22 protein-coding genes and 1 other annotated feature are annotated in these 23,985 nt (G+C 36.8%); of the genes, 21 read left to right on the top strand and 1 reads right to left on the bottom strand.

Translation table 11 applies throughout. The features are described 5' to 3' along the window. Positions 1-11: 11 nt before the first annotated feature. From pduL to metK, 13 genes are all read left to right on the top strand, one after another. Positions 12-683 carry a phosphate propanoyltransferase gene (gene pduL, locus ACWODM_RS07470; RefSeq protein WP_455320748.1) on the top strand — a complete coding sequence of 224 codons (672 nt, stop codon included), beginning with the start codon at positions 12-14 and terminating at the stop codon, positions 681-683. A gap of 10 nt (positions 684-693) precedes the next feature. Further along, positions 694-1,413 carry a hypothetical protein gene (locus ACWODM_RS07465; protein ID WP_455320747.1) on the top strand — a complete coding sequence of 240 codons (720 nt, stop codon included), beginning with the start codon at positions 694-696 and terminating at the stop codon, positions 1,411-1,413. 3 nt (positions 1,414-1,416) lie between these two features. Next, positions 1,417-2,898, top strand: coding sequence for an acetaldehyde dehydrogenase (acetylating) (locus tag ACWODM_RS07460; protein ID WP_455320746.1), 1,482 nt, complete (start codon positions 1,417-1,419; stop codon positions 2,896-2,898). 13 nt (positions 2,899-2,911) lie between these two features. Then, positions 2,912-4,018, top strand: a complete 1,107-nt coding sequence (locus ACWODM_RS07455; RefSeq protein ID WP_455320745.1) for a 1-propanol dehydrogenase PduQ — start codon at positions 2,912-2,914, stop codon at positions 4,016-4,018. A gap of 29 nt (positions 4,019-4,047) precedes the next feature. Then, complete coding sequence (locus ACWODM_RS07450; RefSeq protein ID WP_455320744.1) at positions 4,048-4,833, top strand: MIP/aquaporin family protein; 786 nt, start codon at positions 4,048-4,050, stop codon at positions 4,831-4,833. A 14-nt stretch (positions 4,834-4,847) separates the two neighbouring features. Further along, the gene (locus ACWODM_RS07445; protein ID WP_455320743.1) at positions 4,848-7,373 is read left to right on the top strand and encodes a glycyl radical protein; all 2,526 of its coding nucleotides are present in this window, start codon (positions 4,848-4,850) and stop codon (positions 7,371-7,373) included. A 24-nt stretch (positions 7,374-7,397) separates the two neighbouring features. Continuing rightward, on the top strand, positions 7,398-8,315 hold the full coding sequence (locus tag ACWODM_RS07440; protein WP_455320742.1) for a glycyl-radical enzyme activating protein: 918 nt from the start codon (positions 7,398-7,400) through the stop codon (positions 8,313-8,315). 22 nt (positions 8,316-8,337) lie between these two features. Next, complete coding sequence (nifJ, locus tag ACWODM_RS07435; protein ID WP_455320741.1) at positions 8,338-11,805, top strand: pyruvate:ferredoxin (flavodoxin) oxidoreductase; 3,468 nt, start codon at positions 8,338-8,340, stop codon at positions 11,803-11,805. Beyond that, positions 11,798-12,268 (top strand): BMC domain-containing protein, encoded by a 471-nt coding sequence (locus tag ACWODM_RS07430; protein WP_455320740.1) that lies wholly within the window; start codon positions 11,798-11,800, stop codon positions 12,266-12,268. The genes nifJ and ACWODM_RS07430 overlap by 8 nt, the downstream gene beginning before the upstream one ends. Next, the gene (pduA, locus tag ACWODM_RS07425) at positions 12,261-12,533 is read left to right on the top strand and encodes a propanediol utilization microcompartment protein PduA (protein ID WP_455320739.1); all 273 of its coding nucleotides are present in this window, start codon (positions 12,261-12,263) and stop codon (positions 12,531-12,533) included. The genes ACWODM_RS07430 and pduA overlap by 8 nt, the downstream gene beginning before the upstream one ends. 84 nt (positions 12,534-12,617) lie before the next feature. Then, positions 12,618-13,457 carry an ethanolamine utilization protein EutJ gene (eutJ, locus tag ACWODM_RS07420; protein WP_455320738.1) on the top strand — a complete coding sequence of 280 codons (840 nt, stop codon included), beginning with the start codon at positions 12,618-12,620 and terminating at the stop codon, positions 13,455-13,457. Between the two features lie 18 nt (positions 13,458-13,475). Beyond that, positions 13,476-13,736: a EutN/CcmL family microcompartment protein gene (locus ACWODM_RS07415; RefSeq protein ID WP_455320737.1), complete on the top strand. Its 261-nt coding sequence runs from the start codon at positions 13,476-13,478 to the stop codon at positions 13,734-13,736. 13 nt (positions 13,737-13,749) lie between these two features. After that, a complete protein-coding gene (gene metK, locus ACWODM_RS07410) occupies positions 13,750-14,916 on the top strand; it encodes a methionine adenosyltransferase (protein WP_455320736.1) in 1,167 nt (388 codons plus the stop codon). 130 nt (positions 14,917-15,046) lie between these two features. Here metK and ACWODM_RS07405 read toward each other — a convergent pair whose 3' ends face one another. Continuing rightward, positions 15,047-15,937, bottom strand: coding sequence for a carbohydrate kinase family protein (locus tag ACWODM_RS07405; RefSeq protein WP_455320735.1), 891 nt, complete (start codon positions 15,935-15,937; stop codon positions 15,047-15,049). A gap of 40 nt (positions 15,938-15,977) precedes the next feature. On the opposite strand from ACWODM_RS07405, the gene ACWODM_RS07400 reads away from it, so the two are divergent. From ACWODM_RS07400 to ACWODM_RS07365, 8 genes are all read left to right on the top strand, one after another. Further along, a complete protein-coding gene (locus tag ACWODM_RS07400) occupies positions 15,978-17,018 on the top strand; it encodes a nucleoside recognition domain-containing protein (RefSeq protein WP_455320734.1) in 1,041 nt (346 codons plus the stop codon). Between the two features lie 530 nt (positions 17,019-17,548). Continuing rightward, positions 17,549-17,797: a binding site (T-box leader), on the top strand. A 77-nt stretch (positions 17,798-17,874) separates the two neighbouring features. After that, the gene (locus ACWODM_RS07395) at positions 17,875-18,081 is read left to right on the top strand and encodes a hypothetical protein (RefSeq protein WP_455320733.1); all 207 of its coding nucleotides are present in this window, start codon (positions 17,875-17,877) and stop codon (positions 18,079-18,081) included. 106 nt (positions 18,082-18,187) lie between these two features. After that, positions 18,188-19,117, top strand: a complete 930-nt coding sequence (cysK, locus tag ACWODM_RS07390) for a cysteine synthase A (RefSeq protein ID WP_455320732.1) — start codon at positions 18,188-18,190, stop codon at positions 19,115-19,117. Between the two features lie 11 nt (positions 19,118-19,128). Then, positions 19,129-20,235, top strand: coding sequence for an ABC transporter substrate-binding protein (locus ACWODM_RS07385; protein ID WP_455320731.1), 1,107 nt, complete (start codon positions 19,129-19,131; stop codon positions 20,233-20,235). Between the two features lie 13 nt (positions 20,236-20,248). Next, a complete protein-coding gene (locus ACWODM_RS07380) occupies positions 20,249-21,055 on the top strand; it encodes an ABC transporter ATP-binding protein (RefSeq protein WP_455320730.1) in 807 nt (268 codons plus the stop codon). Next, positions 21,036-21,938 (top strand): ABC transporter permease, encoded by a 903-nt coding sequence (locus tag ACWODM_RS07375; RefSeq protein WP_455320729.1) that lies wholly within the window; start codon positions 21,036-21,038, stop codon positions 21,936-21,938. The genes ACWODM_RS07380 and ACWODM_RS07375 overlap by 20 nt, the downstream gene beginning before the upstream one ends. Further along, on the top strand, positions 21,934-22,902 hold the full coding sequence (locus ACWODM_RS07370; protein ID WP_455320776.1) for a glutathione S-transferase family protein: 969 nt from the start codon (positions 21,934-21,936) through the stop codon (positions 22,900-22,902). The genes ACWODM_RS07375 and ACWODM_RS07370 overlap by 5 nt, the downstream gene beginning before the upstream one ends. 130 nt (positions 22,903-23,032) lie before the next feature. Further along, positions 23,033-23,974, top strand: coding sequence for a glutathione S-transferase family protein (locus ACWODM_RS07365; protein ID WP_455320775.1), 942 nt, complete (start codon positions 23,033-23,035; stop codon positions 23,972-23,974). The last annotated feature ends 11 nt before the right edge of the window (positions 23,975-23,985 follow it).

Raw genomic sequence — 23,985 nt, 5'->3', positions numbered from 1 at the left:
GAAGTGATTGAATGAAAAAGCAAATTTTTTCTGATGAAGCATTAAGAAAAATAGCACAACAACTTTTGTGTGAGCTCCAAAAGGAGAAAGAAGAAGTTAAGAATGACAAGAAAATCCCAGTTGGAATTTCTAATAGACATATTCATTTGTGCCAAGCTGATATTGAAATTTTATTTGGTAAAGAGGCTGTTCTAGAACACCAAAAAGATTTAGGGCAGCCAGGACAGTTTGCCGCAAAACAGACTGTTACAATCGTTGGGCCAAAGAATAGTATACACAATGTTCGTGTTCTTGGACCAGCAAGAAATGTTTCGCAGCTGGAAATTTCAAAAACAGACTCATTTCAACTAGGAATCCATCCTCCAGTGAATGAATCAGGGGATTTAACAAATGCGGCTTCAATTTTTGTGGTAGGACCAAAAGGAAGTGTTTTTTTGGAAAAAAATGTAATCATAGCGAAAAGACACATTCATATGTCTCCAACAGAAGCTGAAAAATTTAATGTCACTAATGGACAGTTAGTACAGATTCGTACGTCAGGTGAGCGTGAAATAATTCTATGTAATACAGTGATTCGAGTTAGAGATGACTTCAGACTGGAGTGCCATTTGGATACTGATGAGGCTAATGCGGCAGAGTTAAATACTAAAAATTCATTCGTTGAAATTATTCAAGCAAGATGAGGTGATAAGTATGATTGGCATAGAGCAACTCATAGAAAAAATCATCAACGAGCTTCAAATTCGAAAAAAAAAAATTTTGGTCGTATGCTTCGGAAGTAATTTAGAAGAGTCCATTATTTATGATCTTTTGGAGAGGGAGTACTTGAATTGTCAATATGAATTTGTTTTTTCAGACGCCTATAAAAAAAATTTTGATACGCGTAAATGGGAGCAATTAGGAAATACGATTGAAACCTATGACCAAAATATCCAGAAGCGACTTCAGTCTTTTGATTTGATTCTGATTCCTTATTTGACCCGAAATAGCCTAGCAAAATTAGCTGTAGGAGTTGCAGATACAGATCCGTTGTCAATAGTTCTTCAATGTTTATTAAATGGAAAGCAGATTTTGGCTTCCAACCATTGCTGGAATTTGGATACTGATAATGCTGCTTACAGAGAACTAAATAATAATTTTTTTCTGAAGAATCTCTATGAAGAATATCAAGCCAATTTATTAAATATGGGTGTTGATAGTTTGCCTTTGACAGCTTGGAAAGAAGCTGTTGAAAATTTCTTCGAAGAAGATGATTCACCGATCAAAGAGAACAAACAAATAGATTATTCTACAGACAAAATATTTACATTGAATGATGTAAAAGAAAATCCTGGCAATTTCAAACTATCTAAAAATAAAATGACGGATTTGGCAAAAGAATTTTTGCTAGATTTGCAAAATAAGGAGGAATGATACGTGTTATACGATAAGGACTTGCAATCGATTCAGGAAGCGAGAATTGCTATTGCAACAGCAAAGCAAGCTCAAGAAAAATTGGCTGAAATGACTCAAGAGCAATTAGATAAAATCGTTTGTCATTTGGCTAAAAAAGCAAGTGAAAATGCTACTTATTTAGCGGAATTAGCAAATAAAGAGACAGGATTTGGCAATGTTCAAGACAAAACACTTAAAAATAAATTTGCCAGTGAAAGTGTCTACGAGAATATCAAAGAGCTGCAAACAGTTGGGATTTTGAAGGATGACAAAGAAAATAAAGTACTTCATGTAGGGGTTCCAATGGGAGTGATTATTGGATTGGTCCCATCAACCAATCCAACGTCAACCACGATTTATAAGTCATTGATCTCAATCAAGTCTGGGAATGCTATTGTATTTTCTCCGCATCCTGGGGCAAAAAATGCCATTTTAGAGACGATAAAGATTTTAAATCAAGCGGCTGATGAAATCGGTGCCCCTAAAGGCATCATTTCGTCATTAACTACTTTGAGTGGTAAAGGAACAGAAGAGTTGATGAAGCATCGTGATACAGCCTTGATTTTAGCAACTGGTGGAGAAGCAATGGTCCGCGCAGCTTACAGTTCTGGAAATCCGGCTATTGGTGTTGGTCCGGGTAATGGCCCGGCATTCATTGAAAGAACTGCAAATATCCCAAAAGCTGTTTCAGATATCATCACGAGTAAAACATTTGATAATGGAGTGATTTGTGCATCAGAACAATCAATTGTAGTAGAGGAAATCATTGCAGACAAAGTAATCGAAGAATTTAAATTGAAGCATGCTTATTTTCTTTCAAATGATGAAAGCACAAAGCTGGCTGGTTATATTTTACGAGCAAATGGAACGATGAATCCCCAGATTGTAGGAAAAACCGCAGTAAAATTAGCTGAAATGGCCGGAATCAATGTACCGAATGACACAACTGTTTTGATTTCTTCACAAACGGAGGTATCGAAAGATAATCCATACTGCAGAGAGAAACTTTGCCCAATCTTGGCATTTTTCAAAGAGCCTGGTTGGATGGAAGCCTGCAGTCGATCAATCGAATTGTTAAACGTTGAAGGAAAAGGTCATACATTGTGTATTCACTCTCAAGATGAAGAAGTGGTGAAAGAATTTGCATTAAGAAAACCAGTTTCAAGAATGTTGATCAACACACCAGGCGCTTTAGGAGGTATTGGTGCGACGACTAATTTGGCACCAGCTCTTACCCTTGGATGTGGTGCGGTTGGAGGAAGCTCAACTTCAGACAATGTAACACCGTTCAATTTAGTGAACATTCGAAAAGCAGCGTATGGTGTAAGAGATCTTTATGATTTGAGAGAACCAGAAATCATTGATGAAAAACCATCGATACCGATTCAACTGGACGAGGATGTCTCTGAGTCTGAAATCAAAGAGCTGATTCAAATGGCCATTCAAAAATTATCAAAACTATAAGGAGGAAAAGCAGATGAATGAGTTTTCGATTCCGTCTAACGTAGTTTTTGATACTTCTATTGAAAGTTATTTCAATAATTGTCAAATGAATAAAATTTTTATTGTCTCAGATCCCATGATGATCCAACTAGGATTTATCAAAACAATTACTGAAATTTTGAAAAAGAACAAATTAGAATTTTTCATTTTCAGTGATATAACACCGGATCCTACTATCGAAACAATTGCGAAAGGTTTACTTGCAATGAACGACTTTGCCCCCAAGTGTTTAGTTGCAATTGGTGGAGGTTCAGCGATCGATACTGCGAAAGGTATGGTTTTGTCCAACTTTCAAATTGATCAAAACTATAAAAAACCGGAATTCATTGCCATTCCGTCCACAAGTGGCACCGGTAGTGAGGTAACTTCTTTTACGGTAATTACAAATGGGAAGGATAAGAAACCGTTTGTTGATAAGCGTCTGATACCAGATGTAGCTTTGCTTGACGTGAACTTGGTAAAATCTGTACCAGCCAAAATTACTGCAGATACGGGAATGGATGTCTTGACGCATGCTATTGAAGCATATGTCTCTACTAATTCTAATTCATTTACAGATGCGCTATCAGAGAAAGCAGTATCTTTAGTTTTCGAAAATCTGATTACAGCATTTAATGAACCTGAAAATTTGTATGCAAGAAAAAAGATGCATGAAGCTTCAGCTATTGCGGGAATGGCATTTACAAATAGTTCGTTAGGAATCAATCATAGCTTAGCACATGCGATTGGAGGACTTCATCATCTTCCCCATGGTAGAATCAATGCCATTTTGTTACCTGCCGTAATTTCTTTCAATTCAAAATCAGAAAAAGTTGGAAAATATCAAAATTTAGCAAAATTATTAGGCTTACCATCAAATACACTGGAAGAGGGAGTTAATAATTTAAAATTAGCTATTTCTTATTTAAATGAAGCGTTGGGAATAGAAAAGAAATTTTCCAGTTTTTCTATTTCTAAAGAAAATTATGAAAATGTTGCTAATGAAATAGCTGAATTAGCTCTAAAAGATGATTGTACTAAAACAAACCCTAAAAATCCTTCAATAGAAGAATTCAAACAAATCTATCTTTCTCTATATTAGATTTGTTTAAGGAAGAGAGTGAAAAATCAATGAACAAAGCTTTATATGGAGAATGTTTGGCAGAGGCGATAGGAACATTTGTCTTTGTATTGTTAGGTTTGGCTTCAGTAGCTATATTGATAGTGACTGGAACAGATATTTCATATGGAGAAATGGCAGTTGTATGGGGGATCGGGGTATCGTTGGGTATTTATATCGCTGGATTTGTTTCTGGCGCACATTTGAATCCGGCAGTTACGATTTCTCTTGCAATATGGGCCAAATTTCCTTGGAAAAAAGTGGTTTCCTACATCATCGCACAGACTATTGGTGCATTTGTTGCAGCTGCGACAGTATACGGATTGTTTAGATCGGTGATAGTCAATTATGAAGTCTCTAATAATATCGTCAGAGGAACAGCAGATGGTGTTGCTACATCAGGAATCTTTGCTACATCAGCAGGAGTAGACGTAAGTATGATCAATGCATTTTTTGTAGAATTCACTATTACAATGATACTGATGCTAGTCATTTTTTCCGTAACTGATGGAAAAAATGGAGGTGCACCTACTAGTGGACTACCGGCCATCGTCATAGGATTGACGGTAACGATTTGTGGACAGGCTTTTGGCACCTTGTCAGGATTTGCAATGAATCCTGCAAGAGATTTAGGGCCTAGACTGTTCACTTTGATTTCAGGATGGGGATCTCAAGCGTTGGGAGAAAGTTTCTATGGACTGATTGTACCGATTTTCGGTCCGATTTTAGGAGCGATATTTGCTGGACTCATCTACTTTAAATTAATTGTTCCATATTATTCTAAAACAGAAGCATAGAGAGGAGAACAAACATGACAGAAAAAAATGCACGTATCGATCGATTGATCGACCATTTATTTGAAAATGATCCAACTGTAGAGTCGGAAAGAGCTCTTTTAATTACAGCATCGTATAAAGAAACTGAAAATCAACCTATTATTATTCGAAGAGCGAAAGCTTTAGAAAAAATCCTTAAAAATATGAGTTTGGTTATTCGACCTGAAGAGCTGATTATTGGAAATTTAACAACCACTCCTAGAGGAACTCAGATTTTCCCCGAATTTTCTAATCAATGGTTAGAAGATGAATTTGATCGTATTGAAAAAAGAAAAGGTGATGTCTTTAAAATCTCAGAGCAAGTAAAGACAGAACTATCTGAAGCGTTTAAATACTGGAAGGGTCGCACTACTAATGAGTTTGCAACGGAGTTAATGTTTCCAGAAACCGTAACAGCAATGAATGCCGGAGTATTTACTGTAGGTAATTACTACTTTAATGGAATCGGACACATTTCTGTAGATTATCGCAAAGTTCTTGAGGTCGGCTTAAAAGGAATTAGAGAAGAGACATTGGCAGCATTCAATGCTTTGGATGCAGGTGATCCAGAAGCAGTCACTAAGTCTCATTTTCTTGAAGCGGTGCTTATTTCGATCGATGCAGTGATTGAATACGCTCATCGTTTAGCTAAATTAGCAAGCAATGAAGCAAACTCAGTAACTGATATGAAAAGAAAAGATGAATTGATCAAAGTCAGTGAGATTCTTTCTAAAGTACCGGAAAATCCAGCAGAAAACTTTTACGAAGCACTACAGTCATTTTGGATCATTCAGGCTGTTATTCAAATTGAATCTAATGGACATTCGATTTCTCCAATGCGTTTTGATCAATACGTTTATCCGTATTATTTACAGGATGTTGAAAACGGAAATCTTTCTGAGATGGAAGCTCAAGAATTACTAGATTGTTTATGGGTGAAATTTAATGACGTGAATAAAATTCGAGATGAAGCTTCAACAAAAGCATTTGGTGGATATCCTATGTTCCAAAACTTGATCGTTGGCGGTCAAGATGGAAAAGGCAGAGATGTAACGAACAAGCTTTCTTATGCTTGTTTAGAAGCAACCTCTCATACTAAACTACCTCAACCATCAATCTCTATTCGAGTTTGGAATCGAACACCAGAGACTTTGATTCATAAAGCTGGTGAAGTATCTCGATTAGGTTTGGGAATGCCTGCTTATTATAGCGATGAAGTGATTATTCCAGCGCTGGAAAATCGTGGTATCTCTTTGGAAGATGCGCGTGATTACGGAATTATTGGCTGTGTTGAACCACAAGTTGGAGGGAAAACGGAAGGTTGGCATGATGCAGCATTCTTTAATATTCCAAAAGTCTTAGAAATTACAATGAATAATGGCTATTCAGATGGTCAAAAAATTGGCTTGCAAACAGGAGATATTTCTTCTTTTCAAACTTATAAACAGCTGGAAGAAGCGTTTGAAAAACAGATGAAATATTTTGTTAAATTGTTGATCAATGCAGACAATTCAGTGGATGTCTCACATGGACAACGAGCACCATTGCCATTTTTGTCTTCAATGGTTGATAGTTGTATTGAAAAAGGAAAATCACTGCAGGAAGGTGGAGCGAAATATAACTTCACTGGTCCTCAAGGAGTTGGGATCGCCAATGCAGGAGATTCTCTAATGGCAATTAAAAAATTAGTATTTGAAGAAGGAAAAATGACTTTGCCTGAATTGAAACAAGTGTTAGACAGTAACTTTGGTAAAGATGAGATTCAAGCACAATCAAATCCGAAAGAACATTTATCAAATATTGATCTATCTGATCTTACAAGTGATAAATTGGTTGAATTATTGAAATCATTACTTTCCGGCAATGACGATTCAATAGAAAGTAAGCAAGTCACTGTTGATAAGCAAGAAGCTGTAGATGGAGAATATATTCGTCATTTATTGATCAACGGGGCTCCAAAATTTGGAAATGACGTTGATGAAGTAGATGAATTGGTGCGTGATGTCGCTTTGATTTATTGCGAAGAAGTTCAAAAATATAAAAATCCACGTGGTGGAACCTTCCAGCCGGGATTATATCCGGTTTCAGCTAATGTTTCATGTGGTTTAGAAACAAAAGCTTCTGCAGATGGTCGTTATGCTGGAGAACCACTTGCTGACGGTGTTTCACCAACCTCAGGAAGAGATCAGAGTGGTCCTACTGCAGCATTAAACTCTGTTTCAAAATTAGACCATCACATTGCTTCCAATGGTACCTTACTGAATCAGAAATTTCATCCTTCTGCACTGCAGGGCGAAACAGGATTGAAAAATCTTTCAGCATTAGTACGAGCTTATTTTGATCAAAAAGGAATGCATGTTCAATTTAATGTTATTAGTCGAGAAAAATTAAGAGATGCGCAAAAAAATCCAGAGAAATATAAGAATTTAGTTGTTCGTGTTGCAGGTTATAGTGCTCACTTTGTTTCATTGGATAAATCTATCCAAGAGGACATTATCGCAAGAACAGAACAGGCTTTTTAAAATAAGGATAGTGAGGTGGAACAAGTGAACGGAACAAAAGAAAAAAAAGGCATGATCTTCGATATTCAGCGTTTTTCTGTTCATGATGGTCCTGGTATTCGAACAATCGTATTTTTTAAGGGATGTCCTTTGCGTTGTGAATGGTGCTGTAATCCAGAAAGTCAAAATTTCCATCAAGAACTAATGGTTATTCCGAAAAACTGTATCAGTTGTGGACTATGTGCTCCCGCTTGTCCTTATGGAGCGATAACTTATACACCAGAAGTGACTATTGACCGAGAAAAATGTGTGAATTGTGGAAAATGCACGGAGGTCTGTTATAGCGAAGCGTTAGTAATGTCAGGAAATGAAATGTCTGTTTCAGAGTTGATCACCGAACTAAAAAAAGATGAGATCCATTATCGGAAATCTAATGGTGGCATAACATTATCGGGTGGAGAAGTACTAGGCCAACCGGATATGGCAGCAGAATTATTGGCGGCCTGTAAAGAACAAGGGTGGCATACTGCAATCGAAACGACAGGTTTTGCCAGACAAGAAACTTTAGAAAAAGTTCTCCCTCACACAGACCTAGTTTTGTTGGACATCAAACATTTAAACAGTGTGAAACATCGAAAATATATTGGACAACCCAACGACTTGATTTTGAAAGCAGCCAAAACTATCTCAGAATTTCCTGATATAGAATTAGTTGTTAGAATTCCTGTGGTACCAGGATTTAATGATCAACCAGAAGAAATAGCGCAAATTGCAGTAATCGCAAAATCTTTGCAGGCTAGTAAAGTCCATCTGCTACCCTATCATCCGTATGGATCCAATAAATATGATCATTTAGATAAGGAATATTTATCAGAAGATTTGGAGGCTCCATCAAATGAAAAAATGGAGATTCTTAGTGAGTTAGTTGAAGGAATTGGAATAAACTGCCAAATTGGTGGGTAATAAGAAAGGTGGGGAATCTGGTTTGAAAAAGATAATGGACGGAAATTTTGCAGTTGCTTATATTTCTTATGGATTTTCAGAAGTAGTTGGACTCTTTCCGATTACCCCATCTTCAAAAATGGCTGAACTTGTTGAAGAATGGTCAGGTAAGAATAAAACAAATATATTTGATGATGTAGTCACAACAACGATGATGGAGTCAGAAGCTAGTGTTGCTGGGAGTATGCATGGATTGCTTAAGTCGGGAATCCTGACTACAAGTTTTACATCTTCTCAAGGATTATTATTGATGATCCCTGCGCTATATAAAATGGCTGGTGAATTACTTCCAGGTGTTCTGCATGTTGCTTCGCGCTCAATTGCTACATCTAGCTTAAATATCCACGGAGATCATAGTGACGTGATGGCTGTCAGACAAACTGGAGCAGTCATGCTTTCTTCAGGTAGTGTACAAGAAGCAGCATTATTTGCTGCAGTAGCACATCAAAGTGCTATTCAAGGAAGACTTCCAATCGTTCATTTTTTTGATGGATTTGATACAAGTCACGAAGTAAGAAAAATAAATGTTCCAACTTATGACGAGCTAAAAAGACATGTGGATAGTGAAGCTATTGATTTTTTTAAAAGCCATTCGATGTCAAATTTTTCTCCGAGAGTGAGCGGTTCGATCCAGTCTCCTGACCTATACTTTCAACAGCGAGAAGCAGGTAACATAATGTATCAAGCAATGGAAAAGCTAGTAGAACAATCAATTGAACAATTCAATCCATTGTTTGGTACAAAATGTTCTACGGTTGATTACTATGGTAGTCCAGAAGCAACATCTGTCATTGTTCTCATGGGTTCTGCTCAGGAAATAGTGAAAGAGGCAATTGATTCAGAGTTTTTGAAGTCTAAAAAGATTGGGGTTGTGACGATTCATATGTATCGTCCTTTTCCTAAGAAAAAATTTTTAGACATTTTACCAACTTCTGTTGCAGAGATTGCCGTTTTAGATCGAACGAAGGAGCCGGGAGCAACCGGAGAACCACTACTTCTTGACGTTCAAAAAACGTGTTCTGAATCTGAAAGAAAAGTGAATATCAGTGGAGGAAGGTATGGTCTCGGAGGAAAGAAAATCACGGTTTCTCAGATTTGTCGGCTATTTTCAGAATTAGAAAAAACAAATAAAAAAAATGAGTTTACCCTTGGTATTACAGATGATGTAACGAAACTGTCGTTATCTACTTTTGATTTAAAGCAAAAGAATAATAATCATTCATTGTTAATAGAATTTTTGGGACTTGGCGGAGACGGAGCAATTTCAGGAGCCAAGGATTTCATTAAACTGATAGGAGAGAATACATTACTAGATATCAAGGCTGATTTTGAATATCCAGCAAGCAAAGCGAGAGACTTGACGATTGGGCGCTTATTGGTGAGCAACCAGAAAATTCAGTCTACTGATTACGAAGAGCCGTGGGACTTTATCGTGTGTGATCAGTTGCAATATTTAAACAACTATCAGCCCCTTGAGCAAATGAAAAATAATGGAGTGCTAATATTAAATTATAGTTTTACAGCAGATAGTTTGGAAAAGCAATTAAGTAATGCTGCTAAACGTTCATTAGCAAAGAAAAACATTGAACTATATGTTCTCCCTGCGAATAAGATTGCTAGAAAATTTGAGCTTGGACCAAAGATCAATACGTTGATGGTAAGTGCACTGTTATCAAAAATAAATCTTTTGCCATATCAAGAGTCTATTGAAAGGTACAAAGAACTACTAATGACTCACTCTTATATGTCAGTTGAAGAATACAGGGATTCAGTATTTACTGCGATTGAAGAAGGAATTGACAGTATGTATCAATTGCCAGTGAAGCAAAGCTGGCAGGATCTTAGTACAGAAAAAGCAAGCAACTCTGAAAAGAATTATGAAGCTAAAATCATTGAGCCGATAAAAAAACGTCAAGGAAACTCTATCTCTACACACGATATCATTGAAGCAAAAATGATCGATGGATCAATTCCTATGGGGAAAACTGAATTTTTAAATATAACTTCAGTTGAAGAACTTCCTTGTTGGAATTCTAGTCAATGTTACCAATGTAATCTATGTGCTACGGTTTGCCCACATGGAGTTATTCGACCTTTTGTCCATTCAGTAGAAAGTGGTGAAGGGAATTATCGCAAGAATACTGATTATGATTATTCTATCGAGGTCAATTATGAAAAATGTACAGGATGCTCCTTATGCGTTGAAGCTTGTCCAGCAAAAGGAAAAGCGCTTCAAATGAGAGAAATTGATGTTAGGAATATGGACATTCATAGAGAAAATTGGCTGAATACGGTTCATGAAAATGATAATTCAAAACTGATTTCTGAAAATCTGTCTTTAGACGAATCGCAATTTGTAGCACCTTTGATGAAGTATTCCACGGCTTGTGCGGGATGTGGTGAGACCCCTTATGTAAAACTATTGACACAATTGTTTGGGGAAAGATTGAGTATAGCCAATGCGACAGGATGTTCCTCTATTTGGTCAGCAACTGCGCCTTATGCTGCTTTTTATCAGACAAAAGATCAGACTGGTCCAGTTTGGGCAACGTCTCTTTTTGAAAATAATAGTGCATTTGGATATGGTATCGATCTAGGATTCAAAATCCAGCATCAGAAAATTTATAACCTCCTTGATGAAATTAAAAACGATAGACAGTATGCTGTATCTATTAGAAGATTAGCCGAAGAAATTTTAGAAACAGATGGGGAAAAAATTACTTCAATAAAAAGTTTTATAAAACTAATACAGTCTTCTTCTAATGAAAAATTAAAAAAAATCACTGACATGAAGCACTACCTAATAAAAAGGAGCCACTGGTTAATTGGTGGAGATGGCTGGGCGTATGATATCGATTTTGGCGGTTTGGATCATTTGATTTCTAAAGGTGAAGACTGCAATATTCTCATTCTAGACAATGAGGGATATGCGAATACTGGTGGACAAGTCTCAAAAGGTACGCCAATTGGAGCAAAAGTCAAATTTGCATCGAAAGGGAACCGTTTTTCTAAGAAAGATTTTGGTTATTATGCCATGCAGTTTGACAATGTGTTTGTGGGTCAAATCTCGTTATTTTCCCATCCAGCTCATGCAGTTGAAACGTTAAAAGCTGCCGAGGAACATGAGGGAGTTTCTATTATTATTTCCTATAGTCCATGCGTGTTGAACAAATCTGAATTATCAGCTGTCCAACTAAGTAAAGCTGCCGTTAAAAGTGGTTACTGGCCAATTTTTGTCTATCAAAATGGAAAGATGGAACTAAGCAGCTCACCACCAGATATTGATTCACTTAAGCATTATTTTAAAGCTCAAACAAGATTTGATTATCCAGAGTTCAATCAAGAAATTTTATTGAACTATTTTGCAGAAGCAAAAAAAAGATATTTCAATTACACTTTATTAAAAGAAATTGGCGAGATAAAGGGAAGTGAGAGGAATAGAAATGAGTGATGCTTTGGGAATGATCGAAGTGAATGGTTTAGTGATAGCGATTGAAATAGCTGATATTATGGTAAAGTCCGCGAATGTTGAACTTGGAGATCTAGCTCGTACCAAAGGTGTAGGATGGATGACTGTAAAAATTTTTGGAGATGTTAGTTCTGTCCAACATGCTATAGACACGGCAAAAAAAATTGCTGTAAGTAAAGATGGTTACGTTTCGAGCAAAGTTATCCCAAGACCTGTAAAAGGATTATTGGGAAATAAAGATTTGCAATCTGAGACAGATATCAGCGAATCCATTGATCGTGAACAAAATGAAGCTGAGAATGAATGTCAGGATCAACAAATCGATTCTGAAGAAGAAACGAACAATGGACTGTTCTTGACTGCAAACAAAAATGAAGGATCCAAAAAAAAGTTGAAAAATAAACTAAGAAAATTAAAATTTTTAGGAGGAAACGTAGATGAATGATGCATTAGGAATGGTTGAAACAAAAGGCTTTATTGGTGCAGTAGAAGCTGCAGATGCGATGGTCAAATCCGCTAATGTTCAATTGATAGGTTATCAGCAAATTGGTTCTGGTTTGGTGACCGTTTTAGTTAGAGGTGATGTAGGAGCAGTGAAGTCAGCAACTGATGCTGGATCGGCGGCAGCTTCTAACGTAGGTCAGGTAATTTCTGTTCACGTTATTCCTCGTCCACATGGAGATGTTGAGAAGATATTACCCAAATTATAATAGACTATAGAGGACTTTCATGTTCTCTATAATGCTTTAGAAATCTTTCTATGTATTATAGAGAACAAGAGGGAAGGGGATTTGATGAAGCAAGATCTAAAAAAAGTGAATGATATTTTGGTGGCTGTTCAAAATACAAACAATCAGAGAAAGACATCACTAAAAAAAGAAAAGAAAATCAAAGCCGGGGTGGATTTGGGAACTGCATCAATCGTTTTTATCGTGTTAGATGAAGATGATACACCTGTTATTTGCTTCTCAGAAGAGACTAGTGTAGTTAAAGATGGCTTAGTTGTTGATTTTTCTAAAGCAGTTCAAATTGTAAAAAAACTAAAAGAAAAAGCAGAAAAAGCTATAGGTCGACCAATTCTTTGTGCGGCGGGTGCGATTCCACCAAAAACTACTGGTAATAACAGAAATGTGGTGGGACATGTAATTGAAGCAGCCGAAATGGAATTGTCTGGTATTTATGATGAACCAGAAGCCGCAGCAAAAGTTTTGAATCTGATAAATGGAGCGGTTGTTGATATTGGAGGTGGAACAACAGGAATCAGTATTTTTGAAAATCAGCATCCTGTTTATTCTGCGGATGAACCAACAGGTGGTCATCATATGAGTCTCGTATTAGCAGGTAATTATCATGTTGATTTGGTTGAGAGTGAAAAAATCAAACGTGACAAAGAAAATTATAATTTAAATTTTCGAATACTTCGACCAGTAGTTGAAAAAATGGCAGTACTTACGCTAACGTTTATTCAAGACTATGGAAAGCCCGTGGATGAGTTGTATTTAGTCGGTGGAGCAACGTTATTTCCACAATTTGAAGAAGTCTTTGAAAAAATAACTAAGATAAAAATAATGAAACCAATTTATCCTCAACTTGTTACTCCGATAGGCATTGCCATGTTGAGCCAAGAATTTTAGAAAGTAAGGTGAACCAAAATGTATATAGGAAAAGTAGCTGGAAATGTTGTATCTACTCAAAAACATTCCTCATTGATTGGCTATAAACTACTAATTGTTGAACTACTGGAGAGAAATAATCTCGAAAAAACAGAAGAGATAGTGGCAGTGGATCTGGTCGGTGCCGGTAAAGGGGAATTTGTCTTGGTTGCCAAGGGTAGTTCTGCTCGTATGGCAACCAACAATTCAGAAGCACCTATAGATTGTGCAATTATTGGAATCATAGATACTTTTGAATGAAGGGAGTAATATTATGAAAATAGTAACATCTGAATCTGTGACAGAAGGACATCCGGATAAGCTCTGTGACCAGATTTCTGATAGCATTTTGGATGCATATCTTAAGGAAGATCCAGAGGCACACGTTGCAATAGAATGCATGATATCTAAAAATTTACTTCTGATTGCAGGTGAAGTGAAAAGTTCAGTTAAAATACAGGTTGAACCGATTGCTAGAAATATACTGATGAACGTTGGCTATACTTCTAATGAAATTGGAATAGACGCTCAAAAATGTATTGTACTTACAAATGTAAATCAGCAATCTACAGATATTGATTTAGGAGTGGCAAAGGAATCAGGAGAAGTCGGGGCAGGAGATCAAGGAAGTATGTATGGCTATGCCTGTTCTGAAACGGATGCATACTTGCCATTATCCATTTATTTGGCACATTCTTTAGTAAAAAAATTAGATGAATTACGACATTCAAAGGCTATACCATTTTTATTGCCTGATGGAAAAGCTCAAGTTTCAGTGGCTTATGATGAATTTGATAAACCTATAAAAATTACAGATATTGTTTTATCAGCACAGCATACCGAAGAGACACCGATTGAAAAGGTAAGAGAGGTTCTTCTAGAAAAAGTGATCAAGACAACCGTAGATGCTTCTTTGATAGACAGTACAACTCGTTTTTTGATTAACCCAACAGGAAGATTTGTAATCGGTGGTCCTTTAGGAGATACTGGATTAACAGGAAGAAAGATCGTTGTCGATACATATGGAGGAGTTATTCCGCATGGCGGTGGAGCTTTTTCTGGAAAAGATTGTACAAAAGTAGATCGATCTGCTTCTTATATGGCAAGATACATTGCCAAAAATATTGTAGCAGCAGGTTTAGCCCAACGTTGTCAGGTAGGCCTTTCTTATGCGATTGGCTATAGTAGTCCAGTAGCACTGGACATTGATACATTTGGAACTGAGTCTGTTTCTTCGGACCTTTTGAAAATACTTGTATTGAAAATATTTGATTTGTCACCTAAAGGGATCATAGAGATGCTCTCTTTAAATACTCCTGTCTTTAAACAAACTTCAGTATATGGACATTTCAATAGTAATACTAATTTTTCTTGGGAGAAAATAGATCAAGTTAAAAGTTTGATCTATAAAATAAAGAGAATAGAACATAACAAACTATAAAGTAAAAAAGGATTTTATTTTTGTGTGAGTAATCAGTAAGTAACGATGTACTTGCATTGATTCGATTTGAAAAAAACATTGAATCTACGAAAAAAGTAGTAGATTCAATGTTTTTCTTATTCAATAAACTTTAAGAGATTCTTTTTTCAACTTCAGCTAAGGAGGGGATGGAGGTTTGTCCACCTATTTTTTGCACAGAGAGCGCAGAAGCTCCAGAAGCTAATCTTATGATTTCCTCTAATGATTGTTTTTGATGTAATCCAAATGCAAAAGCACCATGGAATATATCTCCTGCACCGGTAGTATCTAGGACTTTTGAAGTAAATGCTGGAAAATGTTGAATTTGGTTATTTTTTTTGAACAGACTGCCGCGATCACCTATTGTGACAACGATAGTATTTGGATTTAGCTCAGATAACTTGGAGAAAATATTTTGAATTTGATCTTTATCAGTAAGATCTACTGATAATTGAGTATATTGATAAGCAAAGTCTTCTGAGCAAACAAGATAGTCAACGGCTTGAAATAATTCAGACAGTTCAGGTTTATACGTTCCAGCATCGATGATCGAAATAGCGTGTGGATATTTTTTCAAGGCTACCAAAGAGATATGCAGTTCGTGACCATCTACTAAAATAACATCTGGATCATTTTTAGGCCAAACAATTTCAAAAGGGCTATCTCTTAATGGCGCATTTAAAATGGTTCGGTTGCCATTGAGAGAATTGACGATAATGCAACTGACACTTGTTGGCTGGTCGTCCATCACATGAATAGTTGAAGTATCTGTTCCCACAGAGGATAAGCTAGACAAAATCTGCTTTCCGAATAAATCATTTCCGACACGAGCGATTAAAGATGTCTCGAGTCCCCATAAAGAGCACAGAAAGGCTGCATTTGCTGCTGGGGCCCCCATACATTCCTGGCGATCATAGATTCGATACTTTTGATTCTCAATAATTTGTTGTTCTAAGGAAAATGTTAAATCGTAAACTGCTTGACCTATACATAATATACTCATGCTTTTCCACTCCTTTTTTGGTCCGCTCTGCGCCAGTATCATGATTTTTTTGATGTTCGCTTTGCCTGTGATAGGAACTTATCTGTTCACAGAATGGATCGAACCCATCGTTGATCAGTCTGTTCTGAGTCCAATTGTCATTGCCATGACGCAGGCTCCTAATTTTGTACAAGATCTTCTGGTTGGTGATTATGGATTGATCACTTTAGGCTCGTACTCCTTTTTATGGGTATTTCCAGTTGTTTTTTTACTTAGTATCATGACGAGTCTGACAGAAGAAACAGGGCTGCAGGAGCATTTGACCACTGCACTTGATCCATGGTTACGAAAAATTGGCTTGACAGGAAGAGATCTGTTGCCTGTGATCACCGGCTTTGGTTGTAATGTTGTAGGTGTTTTTCAAAGTAGAGGATGCAGCAGCTGTACTCGAACAGCCTGTGTCTCTTTGATTGCCTTTGGTTCAGCTTGTAGTTACCAGATTGGTGCAACTCTTTCTATTTTTAATGCAGCGAAGAGTCCTTTTCTGTTCATTCCCTATCTTTTTTTACTGTTTTTTGTTGGAGCGATCCATACAAGGATCTGGAATCGTACTGTAGCAGTTGACCTTGCACGTGTTGCACCACTGCCTTATATCCAAAGAATCAACTGGCAAACCTTCTGGTGGAAAATCATTGGCTCGAGTAAACAGTTTTTAGTTCAGGCGATGCCCATTTTTCTGATTATTTGTATCGTAGCATCGATGCTACAATTACTTGATTTGTTGAATCTGTTCAATTGGTTTGCGTTTCCTCTATTGAAGCTTTTCTCTTTACCTGTTGAAACAGCACCTGCTCTGATTTTTTCTTTTATCAGAAAAGACAGCCTACTTATTTTGAATGAAGGTCAAGGAAGCCTGATGGCAAGTCTGTCTGTGTCACAGCTGTTCGTGTTAGTCTATTTAGCTTCGACCTTGTCTGCATGTCTGGTAACGATTCTTACGATCGGAAGAGAGTTGGGATGGAAAACTGCAGGTTCGATTGCTGGAAGACAAATCATTACCAGTATTTCAAGTGCAGCACTTCTGGCTTGGATTTTATATTGAGAAAATAGGTTGTTTGAAATGATTCTATCTGGAAGGAAGATCCATGAATTACAGGGGAATGAGCTTGTCATTGATCCATTTGATCCGAAACAGATCAACCCAAACAGTTACAATTAACGACTACACAACGAACTGGCTGTTTATAAGGAAGACACTTTGGATATGAAAAAAGAAAATCAATTGCGGTATATCGAGATTCCTAAAGAAGGTTTGCTTTTAGCACCCAACCAGCAAAGTCATGTAAATTAATACAAAGTTTTTTTGAAAAATAGAGAGCAATCTACATGTTCACTGTGGATGATTATATCCCTCAAGATCCTTTAGTTCGTAAAGTTTTAGAGTGATTCAATTTTTATATAACAGTTTCGAAGATCAATTAAATTAGTGAACAAAAAAACGAATGAAGTCTAATAGATGCTTGTTTTGTGTGATAGTATATTCGTATCATCGGTATAAAAGCGAATAAATCAACCTTTTCTAAGATTGACGGACAATTGTGAATTTGTTACGATGCATTCAACTTAGAAATACAAAACACGTTGATAAAGAAAGTAGCTTCTTTTTCTTTTACAAACAGAGAGTCCTAGTAGCTGAAAAAGGACGTTTAAGAGAAGAAGTGAAAATGGCTTTTGAGTGGTTCCGGTGAATCGAAAGATAAGTTGGAAACGGATGCTCCCGTTAAAAAGGCACAAGTATAGATTTTTGTACTTGATAAGGTGTTGATTGTGAGGTCAGCATGAATATAGGTGGTAACATGTATAAACCAATACATCCTTGGAAGAGACTATTCTTCTGAGGATTTTTTTGGTTTTAACAATAGTTGCTTACTAGAATATTAGTACAAGGAGGGGGTGAAATGGCAGGAACTGTATTATCAGATATTAGACACTACTATCAAATTTCGCAAGAAGAAGCAGCGCTTATACTCAATATTCCTTTGGAGGTATATAGATATTTGGAGAAGCAAGAAAATATTAACCGGAAAATTGAAAGTTTAACTGGTAAATTGATTGTTGTTTCTTATCTTTTCTTCTATTCAAAAAGAGATTTTACGAAAGTTTGAGAGCTCAAAAATAAATATTGATTCATACTAACCCTACCAAGAGATAATTGATGTTTTTTATACATAAAAGGGAGGGATAGTTATTTTCAAAAAAGGAGAAGAGTCTTTGATTGACATTTATAATGATATAACAGAATTAGTAGGAAATACCCCACTTTTAGAATTTCGACAATTAACCAAAGGAATAGGAACATCTGCAAAAGTCATTGGCAAGTTAGAATTTTTTAATCCCAGTGGCAGTGTGAAGGATCGAATTGCTAAACAAATGATTACTGAAGCAGAAAAAACAAACAGATTGACTAAAGGTGACAAAGTTATTGAAGGAACAAGTGGAAATACTGGAATTGGTATCGCAGCAATCAGTGCAGCAAGAGGGTATCAGTCAATCATTGTCATGCCGGATAATATGAGTAAAGAGCGCATCGCCATTTTAAAAGCTTATGGGGCAGAAATTGTTTTAACTCCTGGAGAAAAAAACATGGCAGGAACAGGAGAAAAAATTGCTGAAATTATAGAAGAATACCCCAACATCTTTCAGACGGAGCAAAGTGCTAATTTGGCAAATCCCGCTTCCCATTATCAAACAACCGGACCAGAAATATGGCGAGATACTGAAGGGAAAATCGATATTTTTATCGTAGCTACCGGTACAGGTGGAACAATTTCTGGAGCTGGAAAGTACCTAAGAGAAAAAAATCCAGCAATTGAAATCGTAGCAGTAGAGCCTGCTGGTTGCCCAGTTCTTTCAGGAGGAGAAGCAGGATTTCATAAAATTCAGGGAATAGGTGGCGGAATGATCCCACCAGTTTGTAATCAAGAAATCTATGATGAAGTCATTCCTGTTACTGACAAAGATGCTTATGAAACCGCTGTAAAATGTGGGAGAATAGAGGGTGTATTAATTGGAATTTCTTCAGGAGCAGCGCTTTTTGCAGCAATACAGGTGGCTAAAAGAAAGGAGAATAGAGGGAAAACGATTGTCGTGATAATAGCAGATAATGGAGAACGTTATTTATCTTCAGATTTATATGAATAAGGAGGAATTCGATGAAAAAGAAGGCTAAAGAAATTTTAGTAGCAGTGGTATTGATACTTGTATTTTTAGTTGGTTGCTCAACAAACGTAGCGGAGGAGAAAAAGGATTCAAATACACAGAATAAGGAAACGGCAACGATTGACAAGCAAGAAATAGAAACGTTGAAATATGGTATTACTCCGGGAACGATTCGGACAGCAATCGTTTTATTGGCGGACCATTTGGGTTACTTTGAAGAAGAAGGCGTAGATGTAGAATTTGTAGATATTTCAGATGCGCCAGCAGCATTGACTTCAATTAGTGCTAACAAAGGAGAAGTCGATATATGGGGAACCGGGATTGTACCGGGGCTGAATTTTATTGCCAATGGCTCTGATTTGACAATTTTTGCTGGAACCGCTGCAGAGGGTGGTGCAATTATTGCTAAAAATGAAGACATTGATGCCTACAAGGATTTATCAGCCTACGAAAACATTAAAATTGCAACTGTCAGGGCGGATACTGCATGGGTAACAGGAAGAGAAGTATTGAAAGAAAAAGGGATCGATGTCGACAGCATTGAAGTAATTGAAGTAGATGGTCAAGTAGCTGTTGCTCAGGCAATTGCCAAAGGAGAAGCCACATTAGGTTTTCTTCCAACAGAATTTGCCAAAAAATTTGAAGACCTTGGCGTAGGAATCGTTTATGAAGTGGGCGAACTAGCACCACTATATGTTTGCTGCCGTCAAATCACTTCGACAGCCTTATTAGAAGAAAAAGAAGATGCATTTGTGAACTTTCTGACTGCAAGCCTACGAGCTTCTGAATATTATGAAGATGAAGCAAATAGAGCAGAAATCATTCAATTTTTAGCGGATTATTCTAATCAAACAGAAGAATACGTCAATGAATATCTGTTTGAAAATCGAACAATCATGACTGTCGATCCCAATAAAAATGGTATAGACACCTATTATAGCTCTTTGGTAGATGCTGGTTACTTTGATGGGGATGTTGATATCAATGAACATGTAGATACCAACGTTTATAAGCAAGCTTTGAATCGAGTGGTTCAAAAAGAACCTGAAAATCCATTCTATCAATCTTTGGTGACAATTTATAATCAGAACAATAGTTAAGTAGGGATGAAGTATGAGTAAAATCAGAATAGAAAATTTAACAGTTGTTTATGAAGAAAACGGCATAAAACATGCTGCCTTGGAAAATATTAATCTGACCGTTCAAACAGGAGAATTTGTATGTATTCTTGGCTCATCAGGATGTGGGAAAAGCACTTTGTTAAGTACTTTAGAAGGATTACTGCCAGCTAGCAACGGAAAAGCATTCCTTGATAATCAACCAATCAAAGGACCGGGAATAGATCGAGCAGTTGTTTTTCAACACTATTCCCTCTTTCCGTGGCTGACAGCAAAAAGAAATGTCATTTTTGGTATCAACCAAAGTCAAAAGCATAAAAAACGTCATGAAAAAGAAGCAATTGCAGAAAAATATTTAAGGAAAGTTGGCTTACAAGAAGCAAAAGACAAATATCCTGCCCAGCTTTCTGGCGGAATGCAACAGCGAGTTGCCATTGCTCGGGCAATGGCAATGGATGCGCCTATTTTGTTAATGGATGAACCATTGGGAGCAATCGATCCTAAGCATCGCGAAGAGATTCAACAATTGGTAGCACAACTGTCAAAGGAGGAGCAGAAGACGGTCGTGTTTGTGACCCATGATATTGATGAAGCCATTTTGTTGGCTGATCGAATTATTTTTATGGAGCCAAGACATATAAAAAAAGAAATCACAATCAATTTGGAAAGACCGAGAGTCAGAGAAAAACTAATGCTTACAAATGAATATCATCAATTAAGAAAAGAGATTTCTTATTTATTTTACGAAAAAAATGATAAACCGACGAAAGGAAGGGATTTCTTTGAAACGACTTTTGACTAGAGGCAATTTCTTGTTTTTGTTTCTGTTGTCTTTGATTCTTTATTTTCCGTCTCAAGTGGGAGAAGAGAATCCCTTAGCTTTTATCATTGCTATTAGTGTGATTGAAGGATGTTACCTATTTTTTTATTTTAAGAAGAATGATCAAAGCACAACCGATGCCGATGTGGTTAGTCTGATCTATCTTTCTTTAGGAGCATGGGAAGTGATAGCAAAATTGGGAATCAGTCACCCGGTGTTGGTTCCTTCTCCAGAAAGAGTGTTTTATGTATTTATTGATCTTTGGCAGGATATGCTGTCAGGATTATTTAGTTCACTCAACCTTCTGTTATGGGGAGTCAATTTAGCTTTGATACTAGGGATTTCTTTTGGACTATTTGTTGGTTATTTGAATAGACTTAGAAAAGCAATCATTCCAATTGTTCGAGTGATTAGTCCAATTCCCCCGTTAGTTTATACGCCCTATGTTGTTGCAGTTATGCCTACATTTAAGATTGCTTCTATTTTTATTATTTTTTCAGCGGTTTTTTGGCCAACATTTTTGCATATGATTCGACGAGTAGGAAGTGTCGATCGTAAAATTATTGATTCTGCGAAAAGTATGGATGTATCCACCAGCACGATGCTTTTCAAAGTTATTCTTCCCTATACATTGCCAGATATCATTGGTAGCTTAGGTACATCAGTTACCTCTGCAATGATGTGTCTGACTGGTGCTGAACTCCTTGGAGCGAGTTCAGGCTTGGGTTATTTTGTAAGAAAGTACTCAGATTTTGCTGATTATACAAAGGTGATTGCTGGAATTATTTTTATTGGAATTTTTGTGACAATCCTTTTTTCAATCATTCGCTGGATCGAAAGAAAAACCATTAAATGGTCCTATTAACAAGGAGGAAAATACTATTAACAAAGAACTTAGAACAGATGGGCGATTTATTCGTCAAAACAATCAATTTACCACTCCATTTGGAGAAAAATCAGAGGAATTACCGATTACCCCTCATAAATATCGTTTGATTTGGGCGCCAGTTTGTCCATGGGCTCATCGGATAGTCATTGTCCGGAAGCTTCTTGGATTAGAATATGTGATTAGTTTGGGAACGCTAGACCCCATCCGACCTACTGGAATTGGTAGAATTGACTGGGCTTTTACATTGGATGAAGATCAGAGAGACCCAGTCTTACAGGTGCACTATTTAAGTGAATTATATAAAAATAGTGACCCTAATTATTCTGGTAGACCTACAGTTCCAGCAATAATAGATATTCAGTCTAAAAAGATTGTTCAAAACGATTACCATAACTTGACTTATTATCTTGAAAGAGAGTGGAAAAAATTTCATTGTGTTGATGCACCTGACCTATTTCCTAAAGCGTTAGAGTCAGACATTCGCAGTTTGAATGAGGTGATTTTCCATGAAATCAACAATGGGGTCTACAAAGCAGGTTTCGCTCAGTCTCAGGCATCTTATGAAGCTACTTACGAACTGGTATTCAATCGTTTAGACTGGTTGGAGGAACGTTTGTCTAAGCAACGTTATCTTCACGGTTCGCAAATAACGGATAGTGATATTCGCTTGTATGTGACGCTTGTGCGTTTTGATGCGGCTTATTATGCAGCTTTTCATGTCAATAAAAAGAGACTGATTGATTACCCAAATCTCTGGTCATATACGAGAGATTTATATCAGACCCCCGGCTTTGGCGATACAACAGATTTTGAAGCAATTAAGAAACACTATTTTTTATCGTTGCATATTACAGAAGAAACAAAATCAAAAATCTTGCCTAAAGGACCAGATGTATCTCTTTGGAATAAAGCGCATGATCGAGAAGAAAAATTTTCGTAAAAGATGAGGGTTTTGAGTAACTATTGATTTCAATTGTAGTGAAGCGACTTGTTGGAAAGCGAATTATTTATACAAAGAAAAATAAGGAAAGCGTGAAATGACAATGACTGAAAAAAAGAGGACTAAAAATATTGCTACTTCAGAAAATATTCATGAAATCAGTTCAACTGGAGCATTTGTTCGTCAAAAAAATCGTTTTGATACACCATTTGGCAATCAAGAAGGAGAACTACCAGTCGAAGCAGGACGTTATCGTATTTTATGGGCAAAGATTTGTCCATGGGCACATCGAGCAATCATTGCTAGAGAATTATTAGGTTTAAAAAATGTATTTAGTGTTGGTACAGCTTCTCCGATTCGTACAGAAAAAGGCTGGGATTTTTCATTAAATGAAGAGGGGGTTGATCCAGTTTTAAAGATAGGCTATTTGACAGAGATTTATGCTGAAACGGATCCAAAATATATGGGGCGGGCAACAGTTCCCACTGTTGTTGATATTATAGAAAGAAAAGTTGTCAATAACGACTATTTTCATTTAACAAACTACTTGGAAACTGCTTTTCAACCCTTCCATAAAAAAGGAGCACCGGATCTTTATCCAGAAGCTTTGCGAGAAGAAATCGATGCCTTCAATGATGTCTTATTCCATGAAGTCAACAACGGAGTCTACAAGGCTGGTTTTGCTCATTCACAGAAAGTTTATGAGGAAGCCTATGATATTTTGTTCAATCGTTTGGATAGTTTAGAGAAACGTTTAGCGAACCAACGTTACTTGTTTGGAAATCAACTTACAGATGCGGATATTCGTTTTTATGTGACTTTGGTGCGGTTTGATGTAGCGTATTATTCAGTTTTTCGTACCAATCGCAATCGAATCATAGATTTTCCGAATATTTGGAACTATGCTAAAGATTTATATCAAACAAAAGGTTTTGGTGATACGACTGATTTTGAATCCATAAAAAAAGGCTATCAGCTAGGAGATCCCTCAACGAATCCTTTGCAAATTTTAGCGAAAGGACCGGATGTTTCGATTTGGAACGAACCACATGATCGAGGAAGATTCAGCTAGAAGTGCGTTAA

This window comes from Enterococcus olivae, assembly GCF_053760925.1.
The sequence above is the reverse complement of the archived record's forward strand: the minus strand, read 5'-3'. Positions and strand labels throughout refer to the sequence as shown.

Excerpts from the sequence above, each read along its gene's own strand:
- pduL (WP_455320748.1), top strand. The coding sequence starts at position 12 with ATGAAAAAGCAAATTTTTTCTGATGAAGCATTAAGAAAAATAGCACAA.
- ACWODM_RS07465 (WP_455320747.1), top strand. The coding sequence starts at position 694 with ATGATTGGCATAGAGCAACTCATAGAAAAAATCATCAACGAGCTTCAA.
- ACWODM_RS07455 (WP_455320745.1), top strand. The coding sequence starts at position 2,912 with ATGAATGAGTTTTCGATTCCGTCTAACGTAGTTTTTGATACTTCTATT.
- ACWODM_RS07450 (WP_455320744.1), top strand. The coding sequence starts at position 4,048 with ATGAACAAAGCTTTATATGGAGAATGTTTGGCAGAGGCGATAGGAACA.
- ACWODM_RS07445 (WP_455320743.1), top strand. The coding sequence starts at position 4,848 with ATGACAGAAAAAAATGCACGTATCGATCGATTGATCGACCATTTATTT.
- ACWODM_RS07430 (WP_455320740.1), top strand. The coding sequence starts at position 11,798 with ATGAGTGATGCTTTGGGAATGATCGAAGTGAATGGTTTAGTGATAGCG.
- pduA (WP_455320739.1), top strand. The coding sequence starts at position 12,261 with ATGAATGATGCATTAGGAATGGTTGAAACAAAAGGCTTTATTGGTGCA.
- eutJ (WP_455320738.1), top strand. The coding sequence starts at position 12,618 with ATGAAGCAAGATCTAAAAAAAGTGAATGATATTTTGGTGGCTGTTCAA.
- ACWODM_RS07415 (WP_455320737.1), top strand. The coding sequence starts at position 13,476 with ATGTATATAGGAAAAGTAGCTGGAAATGTTGTATCTACTCAAAAACAT.
- metK (WP_455320736.1), top strand. The coding sequence starts at position 13,750 with ATGAAAATAGTAACATCTGAATCTGTGACAGAAGGACATCCGGATAAG.
- ACWODM_RS07405 (WP_455320735.1), bottom strand. The coding sequence starts at position 15,937 with ATGAGTATATTATGTATAGGTCAAGCAGTTTACGATTTAACATTTTCC.
- ACWODM_RS07400 (WP_455320734.1), top strand. The coding sequence starts at position 15,978 with ATGATTTTTTTGATGTTCGCTTTGCCTGTGATAGGAACTTATCTGTTC.
- ACWODM_RS07395 (WP_455320733.1), top strand. The coding sequence starts at position 17,875 with ATGGCAGGAACTGTATTATCAGATATTAGACACTACTATCAAATTTCG.
- ACWODM_RS07385 (WP_455320731.1), top strand. The coding sequence starts at position 19,129 with ATGAAAAAGAAGGCTAAAGAAATTTTAGTAGCAGTGGTATTGATACTT.
- ACWODM_RS07380 (WP_455320730.1), top strand. The coding sequence starts at position 20,249 with ATGAGTAAAATCAGAATAGAAAATTTAACAGTTGTTTATGAAGAAAAC.